We start from the raw sequence: 26571 nt of genomic DNA on the forward strand, positions 1-26571 counted from the left end.
CGCAGTAGGCTACGCGACCGGGGGAAGTTCCCACATTGATGAACGATCGGAAAGGCCGGGCTTGTCCCGGCCTTTTGCGTTCCAGGTCGTGTGCCGCGTTTCCAACGAGGGAATCACCCGGGCCGACAGCATCCCGCACTGCAGCAAAATAATGTGAAAGCCGGCTCACCCGGTGACTGAGGCGGTGCGGATCGCATGATCGTGATGACAGCAAATTAAGCACGATAATCCTGCGCTGTGAGTCGAAAAACAGTCTCACTGTCGACTTTGTGGAAGGATTTCCCGGTAAGACGGGGGAGTGGGACACCACCACATTGAGTTAGAATTATATCAGTTATTGCATTGCACAATAAAAATGATGCAGGAAAGCCCCGTAATCTGGGCCGTGGAAACGGCGCATAGGTCGAACGGATTTGAAGGGCAGAGTGTTATGAGCGAGCATGCATCGATCCACCGTCGCAAGCTGCTGACGTATTTCTCGACCAGCCCGCTTTTCGCACCGAGCGCTGCCCGCGCCCTGGCCGGCATCGCCGCTTTCGGAACCACCGAAGCCGTGGCCCAGAGCTACGACGTGCTCCGCGCCGCCCCCGTGATGAACGGTGATCTCATCGCCTCCCCGGCGCAGGCCCTGAACGTGTTCGATTTCGAGCCCGTGGCGAAGAAGGAATTGCCGCCGGCGCATTACGGCTACCTCGCCAGCGGCGTCGACGCCGACAAGACGCTGAAGGCCAACCGCGACGATTTCGACAGGATCCACGTCCGTGCCCGTCGCCTGATCGACGTTCGCAAGATCGACACGACCGTGAAGATCTTCGGAGAAACCTGGGCGAGCCCCATCGCCCTGGCACCCGTCAGTAGCGTAGGCGCGTTCCACCCCGAGGCGGAGTCCGCCGCCGCCCGCGCCTGCAAGGTCAAGGGTCACCAGATGATCCTGTCCACGGTGGGCAGCACCTCGATCGAAGATGTCATCAAGGAGCGCGGCGCGCCCGTCTGGTACATGCTCTACCCGACCGACGATTGGGCTGTGACCGAGAAGCTGGTGAAACGGGCCGAGGCGGCCGGCGCGCCGGCCATCGTGCTCACCGTTGACCGCCAGGGCGGTCGCAACACCGAGACGCTGTTCCGCGAGCGCCGCGCCGACACCCGCACCTGTACCGATTGCCACACGCCCGGCTTCAAGAACGAAGTCAGCCGCAAGCCGATGTTCGACGAGATCGACGTGTCGAAGGTCACCAACCTCTACGGCACAGGCATGACCTGGGATTATGTAAAGCGCCTGCGCGGCATCGTGAAGGGCAAGCTCGTCCTCAAGGGCATCATGACCCAGGAAGATGCCAAGATCGCACTCACCCACGGCGTCGACGCGATCATCGTCTCCAACCACGGCGGCCGCGCCGAGGAGAGCCTGCAATCGACCATCGGCGCCCTGCCCGAGGTGGTCGCCGCCGTGAACGGCAAGGTGCCGGTCCTCATCGATGGCGGGTTCCGCCGCGGCACCGACGTGCTCAAGGCCCTGGCGCTCGGCGCCACCGCCGTCTGCGTCGGTCGTCCCTACATCTGGGGCCTCGCCGCCTTCGGCCAGCCGGGCGTCGAGATGGTGCTCACCCTGATGCAGCGCGAGTTCGAGACGATCATGCGCCAGGTCGGCGCCACCAAGATCGCCGAGATCACGCCCAAGAGCGTTCAGATCGTCTGACGTTCGTTCGGACCCTCTGCCCTCCGGCGCGTTCAACCGACGCGCCGGAGATCTGCCCGCTTGGCGTGCCCCGCCCCGGCGTCCTAGAAGGACATGCCGCCTGAGCCCTCTACGGCTTCGGCCATGGAATTCGGGAGACAGCCGCCTCGTGAAGCGAACAGCCCTGATCGGACGCCTACTCGCCGCTACCCTGGCAGTCTCCCTCGCCGTGGCGAGCTTCGCGGAGAGTGCGCGCGCCGCCACGCAGGAAAGCGGGTGGGCCCATGCCCTCACGCTGATGGGCGAGCCGAAATACCCGGCCGATTTCAAGCATTTCGATTACGCGGACCCGAAGGCCCCCAAGGGCGGCCTCGTCCGCCTCGGGGCACAGGGCGGGTTCGACAATTTCAACCTCGTCGTCTCCGGCCTGAAGGGCGATCTCGAGAGCGGGATCGGCCAGATCTACGATACCCTCATGACGGAATCGCTCGATGAGCCCTTCACCTCCTACGGCCTGCTGGCCGAGGGGGCGAAACTCGCCGACGACCTCTCCTCCGTGACCTACCGCCTGCGCGAGAATGCCCGCTGGCACGACGGCAAGCCGATCACACCCGAGGATGTGGTCTGGTCCTACGAGACCCTGAAGGCCAACAGCCCGTTCTACGCCGCCTATTACCAGACGGTGGCGAAGGGCGAAGTCACCGGCCCGCGCGAAGTCACCTTCACCTTCGCCGAGAAGGGCAACCGCGAATTACCGCAGGTGCTCGGCCAGCTCCGCGTTCTGCCCAAGCACTGGTGGACGGGCAAGGACGCGGAAGGGCGCCAGCGCGACGTCACCCAGACCACCCTCGAGATGCCGCTGGGCTCCGGCCCCTATCGCCTCGCCAAATTCGAGCCCGGCCGCAGCGCCACCTATGAGCGCGTGGCCGATTACTGGGGCGCCGACCTGCCGGTGAATGCCGGACGCAACAATTTCGGCACGATGCGCAACGAGTATTTTCGCGATTCCACCGTGCTGATCGAGGCGCTGAAGGGCGATCTGTTCGATTTCCGGGCCGAGAACGTCGCCCGCAACTGGGCCACGGCCTATGACGATTTCCCCGCCGTGAAAGAGGGACGCCTCATCAAGGAGGAGTTCCCCGATCGCGGGAACGGCACCATGCAGGCCTTCGTCTTCAACACCCGCAAGGCGAAATTCGCCGACGAGCGGGTGAGGCGCGCCTTCAACCTCGCCATGAATTTCGAGGAGATGAACCGCTCGCTGTTCTACGGCCTCTACAAGCGGATCGACTCCTACTACTTCGGCTCGGAACTCGCTTCGTCGGGTCTTCCCCAGGGTGAGGAACTGGCGATCCTCGAGGCGGTCAAGGACAAGGTCCCGGCCACCGTCTTCACGACCCCCTACGCGAACCCGGTCAACGGCACGCCCGATGCCGTGCGCGCCAACCTCCGCGAGGCCGTACGCCTCCTCAAGGAGGCCGGCTACGAGCTTCGCGACGGGCGCATGACCAACGTGAAGACCGGTGAGCCGCTCACGGTCGAGTTCCTGGAGTTCCAGAGCGTGTTCGAGCGGGTGATCCTGCCCTTCTCGGCTCAGTTGAAGCTCATCGGCATCCAGACCTCGCTCCGCGTCATCGACCAGGCGCAGTACCAGAACCGACTGCGCGGCTTCGACTTCGACGTGACCACGAGTTCCTGGGGCCAGTCGCTTTCGCCCGGTAACGAGCAGCGCGAATATTGGGGCTCGGCCGCGGCCGACAAGCAGGGATCGCGCAACCTGATCGGCATCAAGGACCCGGCCATCGATACGCTGATCGAGCGTGTGATCTTCGCCAAGGACCGCCCGGGCGTGCTTGCCGCCACCCATGCCCTCGACCGGGTGCTCCTCGCCCACAACTTCGTCGTGCCGCAATGGGCCTCGAACGTGTCGCGGACCCTGCGCTGGAACCGGTTTGGGCACCCGGCCACCCTCCCGCTCTATGGCTCGTCCGGCTTCCCGACCACGTGGTGGTACGACGAGGCGCTGGCCGCCAAGACCGGGGCGCCGCGGTGAAGTTCGCGCCGACCCGCCGGGACTTCGTCGCCGGGGCCGGCGCCCTCGGCATCGCCACCGCCCTGACGAAGCCGGCGGGGGCCGCCCCCACTGGGGCGAGTCACGGCATGTCGAGTTTCGGGGAACTGAAATACCCGGCCGACTTCACGCATTTCGCCTATGTGAACCCGGCGGCCCCGCGCGGCGGCCGGTTCTCGGCGCAGCTCTCCTCCACCCTCGGCAACCAGGCCGGCGACACGTTCAACACCCTCAACATCTACGTCCTGCGCGGCGACGGCGCCGCCGGCATGAACCTAACCTTCGATTCGCTGATGGTGCGGGCGTTGGACGAGCCCGATTCGCTCTACGGCCTCGTCGCCCGCAGCGTGGAGGCGAGCGAGGACGGCCTCACCTACCGCTTCACCCTTCGCCCCCAGGCGCGGTTCCACGATGGCACGCGCCTCACCGCCGCCGATGTCGCCTTCTCCCTGAATCTACTGAAGGAGAAGGGCCACCCCGAGATCTCCCAGGTGATCCGGGACATGGCCGACGCCGTGCCGGAGGGTGACGAAACGGTGGTCGTGCGTTTCGAGAAGGGCCGCAGCCGCGATCTGCCGCTCTTCGTCGCGACGCTGCCGATCTTCTCGAAGGCCTATTATGCCGGCCGCGACTTCGAAGCCTCCACCCTGGAGCCGCCGATGGGGTCCGGCCCCTACAAGGTGGGACGCCTGGAAGCCGGCCGCTTCATCGAGCTGGAGCGGGTGGCCGATTACTGGGCCGCCGACCTGCCGGTGATGATCGGCCAGAACAATTTCGAGCAGATCCGCTACGAGTATTTCCGCGATCGTCAGGTGGCGTTCGAGGCGTTCAAGAGCGGCATCTTCACCTTCCGCGAGGAGTTCACCGCCCGCGTCTGGGCGACGGGCTACGATTTCCCCGCCTTCCGCGAGGGTCGTGTCCGCAAGGAGGTCGTGCCCGATGCGCGCCCCTCCGGCACGCAGGGCTGGTGGATCAATACCCGCCGCGAGGCCTTCAAGGATCGCCGGGTCCGCGAGGCGATCGGCCTGTGTTTCGACTTCCCCTGGGCGAACAAGAACCTGATGTTCGGCGCCTATATCCGTACGGCCTCGTTCTTCGAGAATTCAGACCTCAAGGCCACCGGGAAACCCTCGGCCGAGGAGCTCGCGCTGCTCGACCCCATGCGCGCCGGCCTGCCGGACGAGGTCTTCGGCGAAGCCTGGCAGCCGGCCCAGTCGGACGGCTCCGGCCAGGACCGGGCGCTCCTCAGCCGCGCCGTGGCGCTCCTGCGCGAGGCGGGCTGCACGCGGGAGGGCGGCACCATCGCGCTGCCGGGAGGCAAGCCCCTGGAGATCGAGTTCCTCGACGCCGATCCGGCCCTCGAGCCGCACACCCAATCCTTCATCCGCAATCTCGGCCTGATCGGGATCAAGGCCACCATCCGGCGGGTGGACACCTCCCAGTATCAGTCCCGCCTGAAGGATTTCGACTTCGACATCACCTCGCGCCGCTATAGCAACGGCCCAACGCCCGGGCCGGAACTGAGGCAGGTCTACGGCTCGGCCAGCGCCGCGACGCCGGGCTCCGACAACCTCGCCGGGATCTCCAACGCCACCGTGGACGCCCTGATCGGCCGGGTGCTCGATGCGTCCACCCGCGCCGATCTCACCGTTGCCGCCCGCGCCCTCGACCGGGTGCTGCGCTCGGGCCGCTACTGGATTCCGATGTGGTACAAGGCCGATCACCGCCTTGCCCTCTGGGACGTCTACGGCCACCCATCGCCCGGACCGGCCTACGATCTCGGCGCCCCGGCGATCTGGTGGCACGATGCCGACAAGGCCCGGCGAATCGGCAGGAATTGAGGACCAGACGTGCTCGCCTACATCCTGCGCCGCATCGCCCTCATGGTCCCGACGATCTTCGGGATCATGCTCATCACCTTCGTCATCGTGCAATTCGCCCCCGGCGGGCCGGTGGAGCGCGTGCTGGCGCAGCTGCAGGGCCAGAGCGAGGGCAGCCTGTCCCGCGTCACCGGCGGGGCCGGCGATCTCGGCGGCGGCGGGCGCTCGGCCGGCGGCGGCTCGGAGGCGAGTTCGCGCTATCGCGGCGCGCAGGGGCTCGACCCGGCCTTCATCAAGAAGCTCGAACAGCAATTCGGCTTCGACAAGCCGGCACCCGAGCGCTTCGCCAAGATGCTGTGGGACTACGCCACCTTCGATTTCGGCAAGAGCTATTTTCGCGATGTCTCGGTGCTGCAGCTGATCCGCGAGCGCCTGCCGGTCTCGATCTCCCTCGGCCTGTGGATGACGCTCCTGTCCTACGCGATCTCGATTCCGCTGGGCATCCGCAAGGCGGTGAAGGACGGCTCGCGCTTCGACCTGTGGACCTCCAGTATCGTCATCGTCGGCTACGCCATCCCGAGCTTCCTGTTCGGCATCGCCCTCATCATCCTGTTCGCCGGCGGCTCGTTCCTGCAGGTCTTCCCGATCCGCGGCCTCACCAGCGAGGGCTGGGAGAACTTTACCCTCTGGGGCAAGATCGTCGATTACGCCTGGCACATGACGCTGCCGCTCACCGCCCTGGTGCTCGGCGCCTTCGCCACCTCGACGCTCCTTACCAAAAACTCGTTCCTCGACGAGATTCGCAAGCAATACGTGATGACGGCCAGGATGAAGGGGCTCACCGAGCGGCGGGTGCTCTATGGCCACGTGTTCCGCAACGCCATGCTGATCGTGGTCGCGGGCTTTCCCGGCGCCTTCATCTCGGCTTTTTTCGCCGGCTCCCTGCTCATCGAGACGATCTTCTCCCTCGACGGGCTCGGCCTCCTGTCCTTCACCGCCATCGTCGGGCGCGATTACCCGATCGTCTTCGCCACGCTCTACATCTTCTCGCTGATGGGCTTGGCGGTGAACCTGCTCTCCGACCTGATCTACACCTGGATCGATCCGCGCATCGATTTCTCGGCGCGGGCGACATGACCAGCCTGCCCCTCGTCATCCGGTCCGAGCGGCCGGGCGACGCCGATTCCATCGAACGCCTCCACGCCCGCGCCTTCGGGCCGGGACGTTTCGCCCGCACCGCCTATCGCCTGCGCGAAGGCGCCCTGCCCATGGCGGATCTCTGCTTCACCGCGCTCGTCGGCACGTATCTCGTCGGCTCGGTCCGTGTCGCTCCGGCGGAGGCGGGAGGGCCGCTTTTGGTGCTGGGGCCGCTCACGGTGGATCCGAGTTTCGGTAAGCGCGGCATCGGCGGATCGTTGATGCAAGCGAGCCTCGACGCCGCGCGGGACGGCGGCCACGGGCTCGTCATTCTGGTGGGAGACGCGCCCTATTACCGCCGCTTCGGCTTCGCGCCCGTCCCGCCGGGCCGCCTGCTGCCGCCGGGACCGGTGGACCCCGCGCGCTTCCTCTGGCTCGAACTCCGTCCCGGCGCCTTGGAGACGGTATCGGGGCCCGTCAGGCCCGTTCGTTCGCTCGCAATCTTGGGCGGCGAGACGCGAGGCTGACCCTCCCCAGAGGGTGAGACGCACGCCACTCCTTCTCCCCTCTGCGGGAGAAGGTGGCCCGCAGCCAAGTCGGATGAGGGGAGCGCCATCATCGGAGAGGTCGCCCCCTCTCCCGGTCGCTCCGCGACCACCCTCCCCCGCAGAGGGGGGAGGGCCGACAACCTCTACGCCGCCCGCCCGCGCCGGCCCTCCACCAGCCACATCGCCAGCACCGCACCGGCCAAAGCCACCAGCGCCCACAGACCGAGCGCCAGTGGATAGACCTCGACGCCGCGGATGACAGCGCTGTCGCTGGGGCGGAAGCCGATCCAATCGGCGCCGGCCAGACGCCCGCTGCGCACGGCCTGAAGGCGCGGCACCACGGTGGTCCCGCCCGCATCGGCGAGGCGGCGGATCGAGCCGCCGGTTCCCTCGGCCAGGGCCTTCAGACGCTCGGTATCGCTGAACACGTCGGTGAGTTCGCGCGGGTTAGGCGGGCCGACGCTGACGAAGGCGATGAGCGAGCCGGAGCGTAGGGTGTGCAGCCCGAGCTCCGTGGCCTCGAAGGTCGTGCTGAACAGGCCGGGCTCCCCGGCCGTGAGGGTCAGCGTCCGCTCCGGTCCGGTCGGTCCCTTCACGGTGACGGGGTCGGTGGTCTCGGCCATGGTCTGGCGCTCGACGCGGACTTCGCGGCCATGCCCCGTCGTCTGCGCCCGCAAGGCCTCCTCTTCGAGGGCCGGCTCCTTCATCAGCCAATGGCCGAGGCGGCGCAGCAGGTCGAGATAGGGGCCGCCCTCCTGGTATCCCCGCGCCCAGAGCCAGGCATGGTCGGACAGGAGCAGGGCGACACGGCCCTTGTCCTCCCGCGACAGAGCGAGAAGCGGCAGGGCGTTCGGCCCCTGCAGGATCGGCTGGATGCCGGGCTTGGTTTGGGCCGAGACGATGCGCAGCCAGTCACCCCAGGCCGGAGGAGAGGCCTCCGAGCCCGGCAGGGCACGGGTGACGGGGTGGCGGGTGCCGGTGCCCGTCAGCGCCGCCTTGTAGGGCTGCTCCACCACCCGACCATTGGGCTCGCCCGGCAGGATCTGGGAGAGCCGGGTACGGGCGAGGCTCGCCGAGGAGGCGAATTCCGGCCCTGCCGCGATGAGCAGCGCGCCGCCATCGCGGACATAGCGGACGATGTTGTCGAAATAGGCCGAGGGCAGCACGCTCTGGTTGGCATAGCGGTCGAAAATGATGAGGTCGAAATCCTTGATCTTCTGGACGAACAACTCGCGCGTCGGGAAGGCGATGAGCGACAGTTCGGAGATCGGCGTGCCATCCTGCTTCTCCGGGGGCCGCAGGATAGTGAAGTGGACGAGATCGACGTTCGCGTCCGACTTCAGCAGGTTGCGCCAGGTCCGCTCACCCTGGTGCGGCTCGCCCGAGACGAGGAGCACGCGCAGCTTCTCGCGGATGCCCTCGATGGGCAGGACCGCGCGGTTGTTGATCGTGGTCAACTCGCCTGGCAGCGGCTCGACCTCGATCTCCACGACGTTGGGGCCGCCATGCTCGATCTTGGTGGTCAGCGAGAAGGGCTGGCCGGTGGGGAAGGTGCGGCGTCCGATCTCCTCGCCGTCGCGGCGCACGGTGACGGTGGCGTTGCCGGTGCCGCCCCGCTCCATCACCTCGGCGCGGATGGTGAGATCGCGCCCGACGATGCCGAAGCGCGGCGCCTCGATCAGCTTGATCTGCCGGTCGCGCTCGTCGGGATGGCCGGTGACGAGGACATGGAGGGGCGCCTTGATGCCGAGCGCCGCGACATTGGCCGGGATGTCGTGGACCACGCCGTCCGTCAGCATCACCACCCCGGCGAGCCGATCCGGCGGAACGTCGGCAAGCCCCTGGGACAGGGCCGTGAACAGCTTGGTGCCGTCATCGCCGTCCTTGGCGTCCGGCACATCGATGAAGCGGGGCTCGATGTTGCTGAGCGATCCGAAGCGCCTCTGCAACTCGGCCCGGACCGTATCGGTCATAGCCGGACGGTCACCGAGACTTTGCGACCCCGACCGGTCGACGACGATGGCCGCGATGTCCTTCACCGGCTCGCGGTCCTCGCGCACCAGCGACGGGTTGGCGATGGCCAGCAGCACGAGCCCGAGGGCCAGCGCCCGCAGGATCGCCGTTCGCCCCCGCGCCACGAAGGCGAGAACGACGAAGATGGCCACCAGAACGCCGAACCCGGCAATGACCGGCCAGGGAATGAGGGGGGTGAAGCTGAGGCTCAGCATGGGCTAGCGGCCTCGGTCGTTGTGATGAACTGGCACGGCGTTGCCGCCGGCACCCTTAGCAGGAGACCGAATTCACGCATCTGACCTTGCAGGCAGGCCGCGTCCCTCTCCCCCTTGTGGGGAGAGGTTAGGAGTGGGGGTGGTGCCGCTTGCCTCTGAACTCTGAGGGTCGCCCAACCACCCCCACCTCCAACTCCTCCCCACAAGGGGGAGGAGAGCCGCGCATCCCGAAACACTCGTGAATGCCGTAGCTCTGTGGGAGCGGGACGGGAGAGGGGAGCGCGCTGTCCGGAGAGGTTGCCCCCTCTCTCGGTCACTCCGCGACCACCCTCCCCCGCAAAGGGGGGAGGGACGAGCCCGTCCCGATACGCAGTCTGAAAGCTCATCACTGTCCCAACCGCTCCAGCAGGGCCGGGACGTGGACCTGATCCGCCTTGTAGTTGCCGGTCAGCGTGTAGATCACGAGGTTGATGCCGCCGCGAAACGACATCTCGCGCTGGCGCTGGTCGCCGCCGACAATGGGGTAGAGCGCCTCGCCGCGCTTGCCCACCGCCCAGGCGGAAGCCAGGTCGTTGCCCGTGATGACGATGGGGGAGACGCCGTCGCCGGCCCGCGCGGGGCGGCGTTCGGCCCCGTCTCCGGCGGGCGGCAGGGTCTCGACCCACGTCTGACCGGTGGCGTAGCGGCCGGGAAAATTGTCCACGAGGTAGAAGGCCTTGGTGAGCACATGGTCCGCCGGAACCGGCTCCAGTTCCGGGACTTCCAGCGTGGAGAGCATCTTGCGCAGGTAGGCCCCCTCCGGTGTCGGAGGGCCGCCCGGCCGTGCGGTGAGCGCGTCGCGGGTGTCGAACAGGACCGTCCCGCCATTGCGCATGAAGGCGTCTATCCGGCGGATCGCGGCTTCGCTCGGCTGCGGACGGCTGGCGACGATGGGCCAGTAGATGATCGGATAGAATGCGAGCTCGTCCTTGCCCGGATCGATGCCGATCGGGTCGCCCGGCTCCAGGGCGGTCCGGCTGGCCAGCATCTGCGTCAGGCCGTTGAGCCCGGCGCGGCTGGCCGTATCCGTCGCCTCGTCGCCGGTGACGACGTAGGCCAGACGAGTGGCGAGGGCCGAGTCGAACGTGTTCGGCCGCGCACCCTCCTGCGCATGGGTGCCGCTCGACAGGCCGGCGACGCCGATGCCGGCCACGATGAGCACAGCCGCCGCCCGTCCGGCGAAGCGTCCGAACAGCCCCCCGCGCGACCGGTTGAAGAGGCCGCCGAGCCAGAGGCCGGCGAGGGTGTCGAGGATCAGGAGCATCAGCGCCAGGGTAAACAGCGTGGCGCGCAAGTCGAGGGTGTCTCCGCCGGTGAGCGAACCGGTGCGTGCGTCGGTGAAGGCCGACAGGTCGAGGGGTTTCAGACGGTCGTCGGGCCTGAGCGCGTTCACGGCGACGCCGCCGTCGGCCGGGCCATAGAATCCGGCCGGGTGTTCGAGGCTGGCGCGCTCGCCGTAATCGTCCGGCACTGCCGTGGCGCCGGCGGGCGGGCTGCCGAGTGCCCCGAAACCGTCGAGGGTCAGGCGAGGCGCCAGGACGGCGGCGGCGGGCCGGGTCGACCCCTCCCCTCCGTTCGGCGCAGCGCTGCCCGACAGGGCGACCACGCGGCGCAGCATGTCGATGAACAGGCCGGAGAGCGGCAGGTTCGACCAGGTCGTATCGGCGGTGACGTGGAACAGAACGATTTGCCCCTTGCCGCGCTTCTCGGCGGTGACGATGGGCGTGCCGTCCTGCAGAGACGCCCAGGTGCGGCCCGGCAGGTCGCCATCCGGCTCCGCCAGGATCTGGCGACGCACCCCGATATCCGCCGGGGGGACCAGCCCGGCAAACGGACTCTCCGGGGCAAAGGTCGCGAGCGTCTTGGGGCTGTCCCAGGACAGGGTACCGCCCAGGGTCCTGCCACCCCGGCGCAGGCGCACGGGCACCAGGGTGTCGTTGCCGGCAGCCAAACGCGGCCCGGCGAAGCGCAGCAGCAGGCCGCCCTCGTCCACGAAACTCGCCACCCGGCGCATGGTCGCCTCGTCGAGGGCGCCCACATCGGCTAGCACCAGGACCGAGACCTGATTGTCGAGGAGTTGCCCGACGGATTCGGCCACCCCCTTGGCCCCGCGTGCTTCCTGGACATCCGCGAAGGGCGTCAGGGCGCGGGAGAGATAGTAGGTCGGGGCCAGGAGTGGTTGGGCCTGATCGTTGGTGCCGCCGAAGACCAACCCGACGCGGCGGCGCTTGCCGCGCTCGTCCATCAGCGTCACCGCGCCGGCCGAGCGCTCGGCGGCGATCTCGAGCCGGCTGATGCCGTTGCGGAGCTCCACCGGAAGCTCGAACTGGACCTCGGTTTCGGCGGCCCCATCGGGGAAGCGGAAATCGTGCTCGGCCAGCGGCAGGCCCTTCTGGTCCAGGGCACGGACCACGCCGGCATCGCGGCCATTGGCCGAAGCGCGCAGCACTCGGGCGGTCAGCTTGCCGCCGCTCTCGGCCGCGGCGAGGGCCAGAGCCGGTGGACGGTCCGCGCGCAGGATGGTGAGACGGGAGCCGGCCTTGTTCAGCGCGTCGGACAAACCCTTACCGAATGCGTCGGATGCGGCACCCGCAACGCCATCGGTGATCCAGACCACAGCGACCGCCGGATGGCGGTCGAGGAAGGCTCCGATGGCGGTCAAATGGACGTCGCGTTGCGGTAGATGCGAGCGCGGCGCGACGGCCCGGAGCCGGTCCAGAGCGGCGGCGGGCGTCTTCGCCTCGATAGCCGCCGGGGCGTCGGCCAGGGCGATCAGGGCCACAGGGCGACCGTCCCGCGAGGCCGCCTCGATTTCGTCAGTGGCGGCCCGCATGCGCTCGCGCCAATCATGTGCGGCGGAAAACCCGTTATCGATCATGACGATAAGCGGCGTCCGGCCCGAAGTCGCGCCGGTGCCCGATGGGTTCCAGACCGGCCCCGACACGGCGAGGATCAGGCAGGCGGCGGCAATCATCCGGAGGATCAGCAGCCAGGGCGGGGTCCGCGCCGGAGTCTCGCGCTTGGCCATGAGGTCGGCCATGATCCGCAAGGGCGGAAACTCGATCCGCTGCGGCCGCGGCGGCGTCACCCGGAGCAAATACCACAATGCCGGCAATGCGATAAGCGCCGCGAGCGCCAGCGGCGCGGCGAAGGTCAGGGGCAATCCGAACATGTGCTGCTCCTCACCCCGTCCCGCGCGCGGCGGCGACCTGCGTGAGAAGACGCAGGGCCGCCTCACTTGCCGGCCGGTCGGTGCGATGGATCGTCAGGGTCCAGCCCTGTGCTCGGGCGATCTCGGCGAGACCCTCCCGATGCGCGGCGATGCGGGTGCGATAGGCCGCCCCCCACGACGCCGCGTCACCGATATCGAGGCTCATCTTGGTCTCAGGATCGTGCAGCACGGCCTGCCCGGCGAAGGGAAAGGTCTCCTCCACCGGGTCGACCACCATGACGAGATGGCCTCTCGTGCCGGAGCCCGCCAGCGAACCCACAGACTCTCTAACCTGTTCCAGAGGCGAGAGAAAATCGCTGATTAGGATCGCCTCGTCGAAGCGGCCCGGCGTGGCGCGCGGCGGCATATCCTGCACAAGGCCGGCTTTGTCAGCCACCAGAGCCTGCGCCATCGTCTCGACGATCCGGCGGGAGGCCGTGGCTCTGGTGAGACCGAGGAGCCCCGCCCGCTCACCCCCCTTGACCAGGGCATCGGCGACGGCGAGGCCGAGCACGAGGGCGCGCTCGACCTTCGGGCCCTGACCGAGGCTCGACGAGAATCCCATGGAGGCGGATCGGTCGATCCAGAACCAGATATTGTGGGTCGCCTCCCATTCGCGCTCGCGCACGTAGAGCCGGTCGTCGCGGGCGGAGCGGCGCCAATCCACCCGCGCCGCCGCTTCGCCAGCCACGAAGGGTCTGAACTGCCAGAAGCTTTCCCCCTGCCCCGCCCGGCGTCTGCCATGCAGGCCATGCGCGAGCGTCGAGGAGACACGGCGCGATTCAAGGATCAAACGCGGCATCCGCTCGGCGAGAGAGAGCGCGCCTTCGGTCTCGTGTCGCCCAGGAGCGCGCTGGGCCGCGTCGAGAACCCGGGTCGCGATCATCCGGCTAAAGCTTCGCAGCCAGCTGGGCGATGATCCCCGGCACGGTCTCACCGTCGGCGCGCGCCGCAAAGCTCAGCGCCATGCGGTGCTTGAGCACGGGCTCCGCGAGCGCCTTCACGTCGGCGACCGAGGGTGCGACGCGGCCTTCGATCAAGGCGCGAGCGCGCACCGCCAGCGTCAATGCCTGACTGGCGCGGGGACCAGGCCCCCATAGGAGCTTTCCCTTCAGAGAAGGATCGCCCCCTTCCGGTCTTGCGGAGCGGACGAGGTCGAGGATCGCGTCCACCACGGCGTCGCCGACTGGCAGGCGACGCACGAGGCGCTGCGCCGTGAGAAGCGCCTCCGTGGACATCACCGCCTGCGGGCTATGGTCCCCGATTCCCGTCGTCTCGATGAGGATCCGACGCTCAGCCGCGCGGTCAGGATAGCCGACATCGATCTCGAGCAGGAAACGGTCGAGCTGCGCCTCAGGGAGCGGGTAAGTGCCCTCCTGCTCGATCGGGTTCTGCGTCGCTAGCACATGGAACGGGCGCGGAAGGTCGTGCCGCTCACCGGCCACCGAGACGAAATTCTCCTGCATTGCCTGCAGCAGAGCGGATTGGGTGCGCGGGCTGGCCCGGTTGATCTCGTCCGCCATCAGCAATTGCGTGAAGACAGGGCCGCGCACGAAACGGAACGAGCGGCGGCGGTCCTGGTCCTCGTCGAGGATCTCGGTGCCGAGGATGTCGGAAGGCATCAGGTCGGGGGTGAATTGAACGCGCCGGGCATCGAGCCCGAGCACGGTGCCGAGCGTCTCGACGAGCTTGGTCTTTGCCAGACCGGGCAGTCCGACGAGCAGGCCGTGGCCACCCGCCAGAATGGTGATGAGGGCGAGGTCGACCACTTTTTCCTGGCCGAAGATGACCTTGTGGATCGCGTCGCGGGCCTGTCCCACCTGGCCGAGACACGCCTCCGCGGTGGCAACGATGCCGTCGTCGAGAGAGGTGGCCGTCGCCGGCGTGGAGCCTGAAGTCATGCGTTCGATCCCGGTTTGCCGCGCGGCCGATGGTCAGGATCGCGGTGGCACGTGGGTGCAGCCTGGCGGCGGCATTGGGAGAGAGTGTGGCGTTCTTTCCCGCATGCTGGCAAGGTCGGCGCGACGACGCAGGCATTTTGCGGTCCGTCGTCGATGGTGAAGAACGATTTCACGTCTCGGCTACCGCTGGACCCGCTACAAGAATGGCGCATCCGCGATCAGGCTGGAGACGTGCAACGTCGGCAACTCAAGCTTCTCACCGCTGCGGGAAGTTGCCCGGTGATTCAGAAGTGGCTGAAGGAGCGCGTGGCGAAGGCGTACTCACTGCCGTCCGGCCGGCGGAACGCAGGCGGGCGGTCGCCTTCGACGACCGATCCTATCCGCGCCAGCGGAACCCCCAACGAGAGGGCTTCGGCAATGAACGCCTCGACCCGGTCCGGTGCCACCGCGCAAAGGATTTCGTAATCGTCGCCACCGGTTACAATCGGGCTGATCAGCGACGGATCGAGAGCAAGCGCAGCACGGGCGGCATCGGACAGTGGCACTTTGGAGAGTGTGATCTCGGCAGTCCGACCAGCACCGGCCAGCATCTTCATCAGATCGCCGGCAAGCCCATCGGAGACGTCCATAGCGGCCCGCGCATGGCGGCGGAGAAGCGGTGCGAGGGCGATACGCGGGCGCGGATGGCGATAGCGGTCGATCAAGACATCGCGACCTTCCCCTCCCAAGCGCTCGGCCCATTCAGGCGTCACCCCGTTCAGGGCAAGTAGGCCTAGTGCCGCGTCGCCGATCGTGCCGCTGACGCAGATGACGTCACCGATTTCCGCACTCATCCGCCGAACCACGCCGCCGCGCGGCACTTCCCCGAGGGCGGTCACGCCAATCAGGGCGGGACCCGCCGCGCGGACGGTATCGCCTCCGAGGAGCGGGCAATCGAAAGCAGTCGCTGCTTCCCTGAGGCCGTCGGCGAAGCCGGCAAGCCACGCTTCCGTCCAGTCGTCATGCAGGGCGAGCGTCAGGAGGAACCCACGCGGCATCGCCCCCTTGGCGGCGATATCGGACAGGTTCACCCCGAGCGCTTTGCGCCCGATGGATGCGGGAGGGTCGCCGGCCAGGTAGTGGACGCCCGCCACGATAGCGTCTGCAGTCAACACCAGATCGCAGCCTGGACTTGGCACGAGGGTGGCGGCATCATCCCGCAGCCCATCCGCGCCATAGCCAGCCCAGGGCGCAAAGTAGCGCGCGATCAGCCCGTTCTCATCGGAACGAACGGTGGGGGGCGTGATCGTCAAGCGCGCCCGGAGCCGGGGAGCCCGGCGAATTCCGATCCGCGAACCTCACGGGCGACCTTATCGAGGACCGCGTTGACCATGCCGGGCTCGTCGCCGGCATAAAAGCTATGGGCGACGTCGACATATTCAGAGATCGCAGCGCGAGCTGGCACATCCTTGCGGAACATGAGTTCGTAGGCCCCAGCGCGCAGGATAGCGCGCAAAACTGCTTCGATGCGCTTCAGCGGCCAGCCGCTCGACAATGCCTTGTCCAATTGCGGATCGATGGCACGCTGCTCCTCGACGACACCACGCAAGAGATCGCGGAAGAATGAGATTTCGGCGGGGGGCTGTTCGACGCCGTCGACGTCGCGGCCGATCCAATACGCCTCGAACTCGGCAAGTGCTTCGATGACGCCCTTGTCGGAGATTTCCATCTCGTACAGCGCTTGAACCACGGTGAGGCGTGCGCCGCTGCGCTCGATCGTCTTGGCCATCGGGTTCTCAATCCTCTCCCACGGGCGCGGCAGCCGCGGCACGTTTGAGCGCCAGGACGGCCAGGGCTGCCTCCGCGGCACCCGCACCCTTGTTCAGGTCGGAAACGCGGGCGCGGGCAAGCGCCTGCTCCATCGTTTCCACCGTCAGAATGCCGTTTCCGAGGGGAAGGCGACCCACCACGGACAAGTCCATGAGAGCCCGTGCGCTCTCAGTCGCTACGATGTCGTAATGGCCGGTCTCGCCACGGATGACGCAGCCCAAGGCAACGGCAGCGTCATAGGGCTGACCTGCACGGGCGGCCTCCTCCACCAGAATGGCAATGGCGGCTGGGATCTCGAGGGCACCTGGCACCGTCACCACGATGCCCTCGGCCTCCGCTGCGTCGAGGGCACCCTGTGCTCCGGCAAGAAGCTCATCGGAAATGTCGTCGTAATATCGCGCTTCTACCACGAGGACGCGCGCGCCCTTCACGTTCGTAGGCGTTGCCAGCCGGGCGGCGGGTGAGGGCGAAACCATCGTAGGCCTTGTCTGTAGTGGCGAAGGGCAAGATCGGCACGGATGTGACGAATGAGCCGTTAGCGCGGATCGTCGGCGTCGCCACCCAGTATGACCGGGTCGGCCCGGTTCGAAATCTTGCGACCGATGGCGCCTGAGACGCCGACCGGCAACGTGTCGTTCGCGGTGGGCGAGCGATAGACTGAAGGGTGGCGTATCACAAGATAGCGCGTCAGGAGGCGCGATTCTCGAATAGGCGGGCAGCATAGCGAGCGATCAGGTCGACCTCTAGATTGAGCTTGTGGCCGGTTCGTCGGTCACCCCAGGTCGTAACCGCCAGGGTGTGCGGAATGAGCAGGACCGAGAAGAGGTCGCCGTCCACGGAGTTGACCGTGAGTGACGTTCCGTCGAGGCAGATCGAACCCTTCTCTGCAATGAAACGCGATACGGATGATGGGGCACGCAAGACGAATCGGTCGCTCGGTGCCCATTGCGGATCGCCGGTCCCACCCGTCACGCTCTCGCGAGCCACGATCTCGCTGACGCCGTCCACATGCCCGGTCACAAGATGGCCGCCGAGTTCATCACCGATCTTCAGCGAACGTTCGAGGTTGAGGCGCGTGCCTACAGCCCAGCCGCCGACGGTGGTCCGCGCGAGAGTTTCGGCCGCGGCGTCAATGGCAAAGATACAGCCCTTGGCCTCGCGCTCGATCGCCACCACGGTGAGGCAGGGACCGGAACACGCGATAGATGCACCGAGGGCGATGGTTGCGGGATCGTAGGAGGACCGGATGCGGATTCGGCGCAGACGCTCATCACCCTCGACACTGAGGACCGATCCCACATCGCTTACCAAGCCAGTGAACATCTAGACGCTCCGTTCGTAGGTAACACACTGGTCCGGTCCGAAAGCGCGAGTTTCGGTAATGCTGAATTCGGCCTCGTGGAGGCGCGCCGTCAACGCATCGCCGACTGCGGGAAGGCCTCCCCCGCCGATGGCACGAGGGCCAGTCACGAATGTGCAGACATCCACCAGATCCGCGGCTGCAAGCGAATCGGCGAGGTGGGGACCGCCTTCGCAGCAGATCCGTGTCACTCCACGCTCGGCCAATTGTGAGAGCGCGGCAGAGAGGTCGATCCGACCATGTGTGCAGGCCTCGACTTGGATCGTTTCGACCCCAAAAGAGACGAGCATCCGCTTGGCATGAATGGGAGCCGATCGTGTTGTCACCACGAGAGTCGGGATGTCCCGTGCGCTTCGCACGAGGTGAGAAGCCGGCGAGAGACGAAGTGTCGAATCGAGGATGATGCGCAGCGGCGATCGTTGCGAGAGACCAGGTAATCGCACCGTCAGCGACGGGTCGTCAGCCCGTGCCGTTCCAATCCCTACGAGAATTGCGTCGGCATGAGCGCGCCAGAGATGGACCGCGCCATCGGCAATGGGGCCCGTGATGCGAAGGCGCTCATCCGGCGCGCCAGCCGCAAATCCGTCCAGGGTACGGGCAAGCTTGAGATGTAGGCTGGGACGTTTCTTCGTCACGCGGGTGACGTGTCCGCGATGATCCCTCGCGGCCTCGTCGCAGAGTACATCCTGTGTCACGGCGATACCGGCCTGGGCGAGGCGGGCATGGCCCCTCCCCGCCACGCGCGGATCCGGGTCTGCGATCGCAGTGACGACTCGAGCGATTCCCGAAGCGATGATAGCGTCGACACAAGGGGGGGTGGCCCCGTGGTGAGAGCAGGGCTCGAGTGTGACGTAGAGAGTCGCGCCGCGCGCGCTCTCCCCGGCCATCGCGAGAGCAAGAGGCTCTGCATGGGGACGTCCTCTCGATGCCGTTACGCCCTGCCCGACGATGCGCTCCTTGCCCCTCTCACCCGCGACCACCACCGCGCCGACGGACGGATTAGGCCAGGTCCGCCCGAGATTGCGCCTGCCGATCGCCAGAGCCAGGCGCATGAAGCGGCGATCATCCGTGCTGGCTGTCTGATAGTCGTTCATGACCGCCCCCGCGTCTGGCGCTTCGCAGGTGGTTTGGCCGGCGGGCTACCACTTGACATGACTTCATGGAGAGCGTGTTGGTCGCTCATTCCATCGTCTCGTAGCCTTGCGATATCGGGAGTATCACCGAGGGTTCCGAGCAGCGCCTTGAAGTCGCTCGCCTCACGGAAGTTCTTGTAAACCGAGGCGAAGCGGACATAGGCCACGTCGTCTAGGCCCTTCAGCCCCTCCATCACCAATTCACCGATGGCCTCGCTGGCAATCTCAGCCTCGCCGCCGCTTTCGAGTTGGCGGGTGATCCCACTGACCAGACGTTCGATCCGTTCCGGATCCACCGGCCGTTTGCGGACGGCCACGTCGATAGAGCGTTGAAGCTTATCGCGATCAAACGGTACTCGCTTACCCGAGCGCTTGAGCACCGTCAGTTCCCGCAGCTGCACCCGCTCGAAAGTGGTGAAGCGGCCGCCGCAGTCCGGGCAGACCCGCCGCCGGCGGATTGCCGCTGAATCATCGCTGGGACGCGAATCCTTCACCTGGGTGTCGGGACCGCCGCAATAGGGACACCGCATCGGGCGGATACCTGCATGGTTGGTGAAAAAATGAGAACGGCCGCGGATATGGCGATCCGCGGCCGTCTCTATCATGACGTCATCTGCGGGGGCACCCGCAGACGGAGGCTTCAGCCGTAGATCGGGAAGCGGTGCGTGAGGGCGTGGACCTTGTCCTTCACCGCGGCCTCGATCGCCGGATCTCCGCCTTCACCTTTGGCCACCAGACCGTCGAGTACCTCAATGATGAGGGCACCGATCTGCTTGAACTCCGCGACGCCGAAGCCGCGCGAGGTGCCGGCAGGTGTGCCGAGGCGGATGCCCGACGTGATCGTCGGCTTGGCCGGATCGAAGGGCACGCCGTTCTTGTTGCAGGTGATGTGGGCGCGGCTGAGTGCGGCTTCCGCCGCCTTGCCGGTCAGGCCCTTCTTCTGAAGGTCCACCAGCATGAGGTGGTTGTCGGTCCCACCGGACGTGATGTCGTAGCCGCCGGAGATCAGGGTATCGGCGAGCGCCTTGGCGTTCTCGATCACTTGCTTGGCGTAGATCTTGAACTCGGGCTTCAGTGCCTCACCGAAGGCCACGGCCTTGCCGGCGATGACGTGCATGAGCGGTCCGCCCTGCAGGCCGGGGAAGATCGCCGAATTGAACTTCTTGGCGAGCGCCTCGTCGTTCGTCAGGATCATTCCGCCGCGCGGGCCGCGGAGTGTCTTGTGGGTCGTCGTTGTGGCGACATGGGCGTGTGGGAACGGCGACGGGTGGACACCGGCCGCGACGAGACCCGCGAAATGGGCCATGTCCACGAAGAAATAGGCTCCGACCGCATCGGCGATCTCGCGGAACTTGGCAAAGTCCCAATGACGCGGGTAGCCCGAGCCGCCAGCGATGATGACCTTGGGCTTATGTTCATGGGCAAGACGCTCAACCTGTTCCATATCGATGCGCTGGTCGTCGCGGCGCACGGTGTAGGAGACGGGCTTGAACCATTTGCCGGACACATTCGGCGGGGCGCCGTGTGTCAGGTGGCCGCCAGCAGCGAGGTCGAGGCCCAGGAAGGTGTCGCCCGGCTGCATAAGAGCCATGAACACGCCTTGGTTCGCCTGACTCCCGGAATTCGGCTGAACGTTTGCGAATCCGCAATCGAACAAGCGCTTAGCGCGCTCGATTGCAAGGTTCTCAGCGATGTCGACGAACTCGCAACCACCATAATAGCGACGGCCGGGATAGCCTTCCGCATACTTGTTGGTGAGGACCGAGCCCTGGGCTTCCAGGACCGCACGGGAGACGATGTTCTCCGACGCGATCAGTTCGATCTCGTGCTGCTGCCGACCGAGTTCCTGGCCCACCGCCTTCGCGACTTCCGGATCCGCGTCGGCCAAGGATGCGCTGAAGAAGGAATTCGAAAAATGCTTGTCGCTTGCAGTACCGGCGCTCATGGAAAGCCTCGATTGTTGAACGGGCGAGGGCGTCCGTTATCCGCTGGCGTAGGGCGGGCGGTCGCTCGAAGCGTGATTTACTACACGTGCCGCGGGGCGAGGCCAAGCACAGCTAATTTGTAGCCCCGGGCAAAAAAAATTCGGTGCATCCTGTATTTGTCGGTGCGCCAATGACATCCACGGGATACTGGCCGTGCCGATCGGGAGTTTGGCGACCCTATGTCGCGACGCTTGCATGCATTTGTCGCGCTCGAAAGCTGTCGGCGTCTCGCGACTAAGGGGTGAGCAAGAGCCGCGTCATACCATGGCGGCGAACCAAGCTTTCTCGAGGCGATCTGTTTTCCAAGACCTGCGATCGTAATTCAAAACCAAAGAGGCGGGATTCGCACCCGAATCCCGCCGCCCGCTTTCGCGCACATAAGTGAAGCGATTAGTTCTCTTCGTCACCCGGTTCGAAGGTCTGAATTTGCTCAGCGCTGGCGACCGGAGTCGGCCCAGACAAGGTTGAAGGCACATTGACACCGTCGCGCTTGTAGATGTCGTCGCGGAACTGGACGAGACCGTCTGGGGTCGCCCAGGCCGTGATGTAGGTCCAGTAGACCGGAACCGGGCTGCTCAGAGTCGCGTCGACGCGCTTGCCGCTCTCGATCGCCTGTTCCACTTGGTCGCGGCCCCAACCGGGCGTGTCCTTGAGAAGCCAGGTGATGTACTCGCGCACATTCTGGACGCGAACACATCCGGAAGAGATGAAGCGGAAATCGTCTCCGTACACACCCTTCGAATTTGTGTCGTGCATGAACACGCCATGCGGGTTCGGGATATTGATGCGGACGATTCCCATCGAGTTAAAATCGGCGCCCGAGTCCTGACGGTAGCGATAGCGCGTACCTTCATCCGAGTTCCAGTTCACCGAGGCCGGTGAAATCTCGGTGTCCCCAGTGAAGATGCGGATCTTATTCTCGGTAAGGTAATTCGGATCCTTCTGCATCTTGGGAATGAGGTCCTTCTTCACAATGGAAGCCGGAACCGTCCAGAAGGGATTGAAATTGATCTGCGTCGCCTTGGTATTCATGATCGGCGACTGACGGTCGATCTTGCCGACACCGGCGGCGTGCAAGGTCACGACTTGGCCATTCTCTACCGTCTGGACCAGGGCGGCGGGAATGTTGGTGATGACGAAGCGGTTGCCGAGATTGCCCGCGTAGGAGCGCAGGCGGACGGCGTTCACCTCGAGCTGCTTCAGGCGGATATCGGCCGAGACGTTCATAGCCTGCTGGGTGGCCATGCTCATGGAGCCGGTCTGGCTCAGACCGTGACGGGCCTGGAAGCGCTTCACCGCAGCGGCGACGTAGGAATCGTAGACACCCGAGCTGCCCGAGGCCGAGTCGATGTCGCCGGTCACGGCGAGACGAGCGCGCAGAGCCGCCACAGCTGGACCCTTGGCGCCGACGCGCAGGCGATCCGCGCCGGAGACCGGGCGCCAACCGCCGCGTACGACGATGTCCTTGTAGCGTTCGACCATCTGCTCAGTCGCCGCCATCGTCTGCGGAGAAAGAATCGGTGTCGAGGAACGCTGCACCTGCATCGTTGCAGGCGATGCATAATCCTGGGCCCACTCCGCCTGAGCGAAGCCGGCCGCTTCGCGCGCAGTGGCCGTTTGGGCGAAGGCGGCGGCGCTGGCGAGAAGCGCGAAGCCCAGCGAGCGGGCGATGGGAGCCTGTTTCAGCATCGGACGGAAACTCTAATCTGACCTGTGAAGCGGCACGAGGCCGTCGGGGCATGGTTGGGGTGGATACCGACCACCGAAAGTCTTGTGCCGCGAACGTGTCGGGGCACGGTTAAGAAGTCATGCCGTCCGGGCTAGATTGTGGCGCCGCCGCGATAAATCACAGGCTGTGCTGTACTGCAGCGCACATGCAACATGACGGCTCGTCCGATTGTGAAAGAGATGGCGGGATTATGTCCGTTGCGCTAAGCGCTGAAGGATGATGTCGCGAGATTCAGGGGCCGGCGGCTTGCGCGCGATCACTGCTGTGATCGCGCTCTACGCGTTGGTTCTTCAGATCTTCCTCGGCACCCTGATGCCATTGCCCTCCCTCGGCCATGTCGGTCCGCTCTGCTCGAGTCTGACCGATGGGACGGACACCGATCAGAGCCCGGTGAAGTCCGGGCACGGCAAACACGACTTCTGCTGTACGTCCGCGTCCGCCGTTGCAGTGGCGACAGTGATTGGGCTCGTCTCGAGCCAGACGGTCTGGCCTCTCTCGGCGGGCATCCGCCTGACATGGCTTACTGAGGCCCGACCCGGTGGGCGCGGTCCCCCTGGCACCATTCCTCAACCGCGTGGTCCTCCTATCGTCTGAAGTGATCCGAAATCTCGATCCCTTCAGACACGGACAGCCATCATGAAACGGATAGTGCGGGCAGAACTTGCCGCGACCCTTCTCCTCACCGTCTCGACCAATGTCGCTTTCTCTCACGCCACGCTCGAGCGGAAGGAGGCTAGCCCGAACGCCACTTATCGGGGCGTCATTCAGATCACCCATGGCTGCGAAGGCACGCCGACGAAACGCGTGAGCGTGACCATTCCAGAAGGCGTCATTGGTGCCAAACCGATGCCGAAGCCCGGCTGGACCCTGTCCTTGGAAAAAGCTCCCTATGCCAAGGCCTATCCATATTACCACGGCGATATTTCAGAAGGCGTGAAAACTATAACCTGGAGCGGAGGTGAACTGCCCGACGATCAGGTCGACGAATTTACGTTCCTCGCCCGTGTCACGGATACATTCGCCCCCGGTACGATCGTGTACTTTCCTGTGGAGCAGGATTGCGTGAAGGGCGCGTATCGCTGGAGCGAGATTCCCGCACCGGGCCAGAACGCTCACTCGTTGCAATCTCCCGCTCCCGGCGTGACCATCGTTGCCGCGCGCACTAAATCGTCGTCGAGCGCTGCGTCCTCCCCTGCGAACACCATCCAGGCCGGTGATCTCGTCATCGATACACCGTGGATGCGTGCCACTCCCGGTGGCGCGACGGTTGCTGGCGGCTACGTCCGGATCACGAATACCGGAACGCGTCCGGACACGCTGATCTCCGCCTCCATTCCGTTGGCTAGCACCGGTTCAATCCATTCCATGACCATGGATGGCGGGGTGATGAAGATGGCCGCGGTGGATGGCGGCCTCGTCATCAAGCCCGGCGAAACCGTGGAGCTCAAGCCCGGCGGCTTCCACTTGATGTTCGAAGGGCTGAGTGCGTCGCCGAAGGTCGGTGAACCGGTTTCCGGAACACTGGGCTTTCAGCGCACGGGCGAGGTGCGGGTCACCTTCGCCGTCGCTCCAATCGGCGCCAAGGCCCCTAATTCGCCTGCTGCGACCGAACCCGCCGGACATCATCAGCACTGACGAATCACGTCGACGAATCGGTTTCCCCTGGGGAACACGATGCCGCAGTGATGCCGGATTTGATCCCAGGCTTTCCGTTGCCGCGTGATCGCCTGGGCTAAGGCCGATCCCATCTCTTTCTCTTTCAGGATCCGCTGCTCCTCCGCGCTGACCGCGCGGAGTGATTGAGGGCGCGGGGTCCGGAGCCTATTTCCATGCAGAATTCCTACTTCGGAAGTGCGCTCGCCTTCCTACTTTTGTCCTCGACATCGGCCCTCGCACAAGAAGTGGCCAATGCCGAACTGCCAGAACTCAGCGTTCAGGGCGCTTCGGCCGGGTCCCTCACGGTGCCGAGCGTCGCGGCGCAACGCGCTACGGTGAATGCCACCGTCGGGTCCGTCGCCTTCGTCGATGCCAAGGACTTTCAGAACCGCTACGCCAATACGCTACGCGATGTTCTCAAGGATACGCCCGGTGTCTTTGTGCAGCAGCGTTATGGTCAGGAAATGCGCCTTTCCCTGCGCGGATCGGGCATCTCGCGCGGTTTTCACCTCCGCGGCATCGAGCTGCTTCAGGACGGATTTCCGGTGAATGCCGCCGATGGAAGCGGTGATTTCTACCAGATCGATCCCCTCGCCCTGCGCTCCGTCGAGGTCTACAAAGGCGGCAACGCCTTGACCTACGGCGCCACGACGCTCGGCGGGGCGATCAACTTCGTGACACCGACGGCGCAGACCGCCCTTGCGCCAAACGTCGTGCGCGTCGATGGCGGCAGCTTTGGTGCGATCCGCGAGCATTTCCAGTTCTCGCGTTTATCAGGACCAGCCGATTTCCTCATCAGTGGTACGATCACCAATGCTGATGGGTTTCGGGATCACGAGGCCCAGCGGACGCAGAACTTCAACGCCAATCTCGGCTATCAGCTAGCCCCCGGTGTCGAAACGAGATTCTATGTCGGCATTTACCTTACAGACCAGAAGCTCCCCGGCACCCTGAGCCTGTTCAACAGTCTGAAAAATCCGACCCTCGCGAATCCTGGCGCCATCGCGGGCAATCAGTCCCGAAAGGTGGAGACTGAGCGCGTCGCCAACCGAACCTCGTTTGCCCTCGACGTCGGCAAGCTCGATATCGATACCTGGGCGATCCAAAAGTCGCTCTACCATCCGATCTTTCAGGTCATCGACGAGGATGGCTGGACATACGGTATCTCACCTCACTGGGCCGGCACCTTCGACATCGCGGGCTACCGCAACGACACGATCCTGGGTCTGCGCGCGTTTGCCGGGCAGAACTCGTCGCTTCGCTTCGCCAATCTTTCCGGGCAGCGGGGCGCGCAGACTCTGAATGCGCTCCAAAGTTCATCGAATTACGAGGCTTACGGTGAGAACCGCTTCTGGTTCCTCCCTGATGTCGCGCTGATGACGGGCGCGAAGGCCTTCTCGTCGAACCGGACCTATAGCGACAAGGGCGGCTTCGGCCCGAACTCCGGCGCCAAATTTGACAACCGGACCTATCAGGGCATCAACCCGAAACTTGGTATGATCTGGCAGCCTGTGCCGGATGTCCAGGTCTTCGCCGACATCACCCGTTCACGCGATGTGCCCGACTTCACCGATCTGACCCAGACCATCGGGGTAACGACGCAGTTCGTGCCGCTTCAGGCTCAACGCGCCTGGACTTACGAAGCAGGCACGCGCGGCCGGCTCGATGGGATTGCCTGGGACGTGACGCTCTATCGGTCGGAAGTTCGGGATGAGCTTGTCAATTTCAGCGTCAATCCGGGACTGAACATTCCGGCAGCTACGTTCAATTCGCCGCGTACGATCCATCAGGGTGTCGAGGCGGCAGTGACCCTCGACCTCGTTCGCGACCTCACCGGCAGTGGCGACCGTATCTCGGCTTCGCAGATCTGGACGCATAACGACTTTCGCTTCGTAAGCGACCCGCAATTCGGAGACAACCGCATCGCCGGCATCCCGCAGGACGTGTTGCGGAGCGTCGTGACCTACACCCATCCGAGCGGTTTTCACCTGAGCCCATCAGTGGATTGGGTACCGCACGGAGCTTTCGCGGATCATGCCAACACCCTTCAGGTGCCCGGCTACACCCTCGTCAACGTCCAGGCTGGTTTTGACTTTGCCAACGGAGTTTCGCTGTTCCTGGATGCGAGAAACCTGGGGGATATCCGATATGTCTCGGACATTTCGGTGTTGAACGACGCGGCTGCGATGGGCGGCTATCCGATCGCGTTCTATCCCGGCACCGGCCGCAGCGTATTCGGGGGGATCCGCGCTTCGTTTTGACGGCAGGT

The 26571-nt window shown here is 65.6% G+C and carries 19 protein-coding genes; 7 read left to right on the forward strand and 12 right to left on the reverse strand.

Annotated features, from left to right (window positions below; all coding sequences use genetic code 11):
• Window positions 1-430: 430 nt before the first annotated feature.
• The 5 genes from ACYQOP_RS25510 to ACYQOP_RS25530 all read left to right on the forward strand — a co-directional run bounded on the left by ACYQOP_RS25510 (window position 431) and on the right by ACYQOP_RS25530 (window position 7230).
• On the forward strand, window positions 431-1696 hold the full coding sequence (locus ACYQOP_RS25510) for an alpha-hydroxy acid oxidase (RefSeq protein WP_056429766.1): 1266 nt from the start codon (window positions 431-433) through the stop codon (window positions 1694-1696).
• 208 nt (window positions 1697-1904) lie between these two features.
• Window positions 1905-3728 carry an extracellular solute-binding protein gene (locus ACYQOP_RS25515; RefSeq protein ID WP_461225486.1) on the forward strand — a complete coding sequence of 608 codons (1824 nt, stop codon included), beginning with the start codon at window positions 1905-1907 and terminating at the stop codon, window positions 3726-3728.
• Window positions 3725-5587, forward strand: coding sequence for an extracellular solute-binding protein (locus ACYQOP_RS25520; RefSeq protein WP_461224887.1), 1863 nt, complete (start codon window positions 3725-3727; stop codon window positions 5585-5587). The genes ACYQOP_RS25515 and ACYQOP_RS25520 overlap by 4 nt, the downstream gene beginning before the upstream one ends.
• A gap of 9 nt (window positions 5588-5596) precedes the next feature.
• Window positions 5597-6703, forward strand: a complete 1107-nt coding sequence (locus tag ACYQOP_RS25525) for a microcin C ABC transporter permease YejB (RefSeq protein WP_207412419.1) — start codon at window positions 5597-5599, stop codon at window positions 6701-6703.
• Complete coding sequence (locus ACYQOP_RS25530) at window positions 6700-7230, forward strand: GNAT family N-acetyltransferase (RefSeq protein WP_461224889.1); 531 nt, start codon at window positions 6700-6702, stop codon at window positions 7228-7230. Before ACYQOP_RS25525 ends, ACYQOP_RS25530 begins: the two co-directional genes overlap by 4 nt.
• A 164-nt stretch (window positions 7231-7394) precedes the next feature.
• On the opposite strand, the gene ACYQOP_RS25535 is transcribed toward ACYQOP_RS25530, so the two are convergent.
• The 12 genes from ACYQOP_RS25535 to ACYQOP_RS25590 form a co-directional block, all read right to left on the reverse strand.
• The gene (locus tag ACYQOP_RS25535; RefSeq protein WP_461224891.1) at window positions 7395-9479 is read right to left on the reverse strand and encodes a hypothetical protein; all 2085 of its coding nucleotides are present in this window, start codon (window positions 9477-9479) and stop codon (window positions 7395-7397) included.
• Between the two features lie 385 nt (window positions 9480-9864).
• The gene (locus ACYQOP_RS25540; RefSeq protein ID WP_461224893.1) at window positions 9865-12690 is read right to left on the reverse strand and encodes a DUF4159 domain-containing protein; all 2826 of its coding nucleotides are present in this window, start codon (window positions 12688-12690) and stop codon (window positions 9865-9867) included.
• Window positions 12691-12700: 10 nt separating this feature from the next.
• Window positions 12701-13615 carry a DUF58 domain-containing protein gene (locus tag ACYQOP_RS25545; RefSeq protein ID WP_461224895.1) on the reverse strand — a complete coding sequence of 305 codons (915 nt, stop codon included), beginning with the start codon at window positions 13613-13615 and terminating at the stop codon, window positions 12701-12703.
• 4 nt (window positions 13616-13619) lie between these two features.
• The gene (locus ACYQOP_RS25550; protein ID WP_056429747.1) at window positions 13620-14630 is read right to left on the reverse strand and encodes an AAA family ATPase; all 1011 of its coding nucleotides are present in this window, start codon (window positions 14628-14630) and stop codon (window positions 13620-13622) included.
• Between the two features lie 284 nt (window positions 14631-14914).
• The gene (thiL, locus tag ACYQOP_RS25555; protein ID WP_461225488.1) at window positions 14915-15916 is read right to left on the reverse strand and encodes a thiamine-phosphate kinase; all 1002 of its coding nucleotides are present in this window, start codon (window positions 15914-15916) and stop codon (window positions 14915-14917) included.
• Between the two features lie 2 nt (window positions 15917-15918).
• The gene (gene nusB, locus ACYQOP_RS25560) at window positions 15919-16398 is read right to left on the reverse strand and encodes a transcription antitermination factor NusB (protein WP_056429745.1); all 480 of its coding nucleotides are present in this window, start codon (window positions 16396-16398) and stop codon (window positions 15919-15921) included.
• A 7-nt stretch (window positions 16399-16405) separates the two neighbouring features.
• Complete coding sequence (gene ribH, locus ACYQOP_RS25565) at window positions 16406-16915, reverse strand: 6,7-dimethyl-8-ribityllumazine synthase (protein WP_207412413.1); 510 nt, start codon at window positions 16913-16915, stop codon at window positions 16406-16408.
• A 211-nt stretch (window positions 16916-17126) separates the two neighbouring features.
• Window positions 17127-17762, reverse strand: a complete 636-nt coding sequence (locus ACYQOP_RS25570) for a riboflavin synthase (RefSeq protein WP_461224897.1) — start codon at window positions 17760-17762, stop codon at window positions 17127-17129.
• On the reverse strand, window positions 17763-18893 hold the full coding sequence (gene ribD / locus ACYQOP_RS25575) for a bifunctional diaminohydroxyphosphoribosylaminopyrimidine deaminase/5-amino-6-(5-phosphoribosylamino)uracil reductase RibD (RefSeq protein ID WP_461224899.1): 1131 nt from the start codon (window positions 18891-18893) through the stop codon (window positions 17763-17765).
• Window positions 18890-19462 (reverse strand): transcriptional regulator NrdR, encoded by a 573-nt coding sequence (nrdR, locus tag ACYQOP_RS25580; protein ID WP_056430453.1) that lies wholly within the window; start codon window positions 19460-19462, stop codon window positions 18890-18892. The genes ribD and nrdR overlap by 4 nt, the downstream gene beginning before the upstream one ends.
• 110 nt (window positions 19463-19572) lie before the next feature.
• Window positions 19573-20877 (reverse strand): serine hydroxymethyltransferase, encoded by a 1305-nt coding sequence (gene glyA, locus ACYQOP_RS25585; RefSeq protein WP_056429738.1) that lies wholly within the window; start codon window positions 20875-20877, stop codon window positions 19573-19575.
• Between the two features lie 430 nt (window positions 20878-21307).
• Window positions 21308-22606, reverse strand: coding sequence for a L,D-transpeptidase family protein (locus tag ACYQOP_RS25590; protein WP_461224901.1), 1299 nt, complete (start codon window positions 22604-22606; stop codon window positions 21308-21310).
• A gap of 676 nt (window positions 22607-23282) precedes the next feature.
• On the opposite strand from ACYQOP_RS25590, the gene ACYQOP_RS25595 reads away from it, so the two are divergent.
• On the forward strand, window positions 23283-24281 hold the full coding sequence (locus ACYQOP_RS25595; protein WP_461224903.1) for a DUF1775 domain-containing protein: 999 nt from the start codon (window positions 23283-23285) through the stop codon (window positions 24279-24281).
• A gap of 194 nt (window positions 24282-24475) precedes the next feature.
• Complete coding sequence (locus ACYQOP_RS25600; protein ID WP_461224905.1) at window positions 24476-26563, forward strand: TonB-dependent receptor family protein; 2088 nt, start codon at window positions 24476-24478, stop codon at window positions 26561-26563.
• Window positions 26564-26571: the final 8 nt, after the last annotated feature.

The organism is Methylobacterium sp. CM6247 (assembly GCF_054817925.1).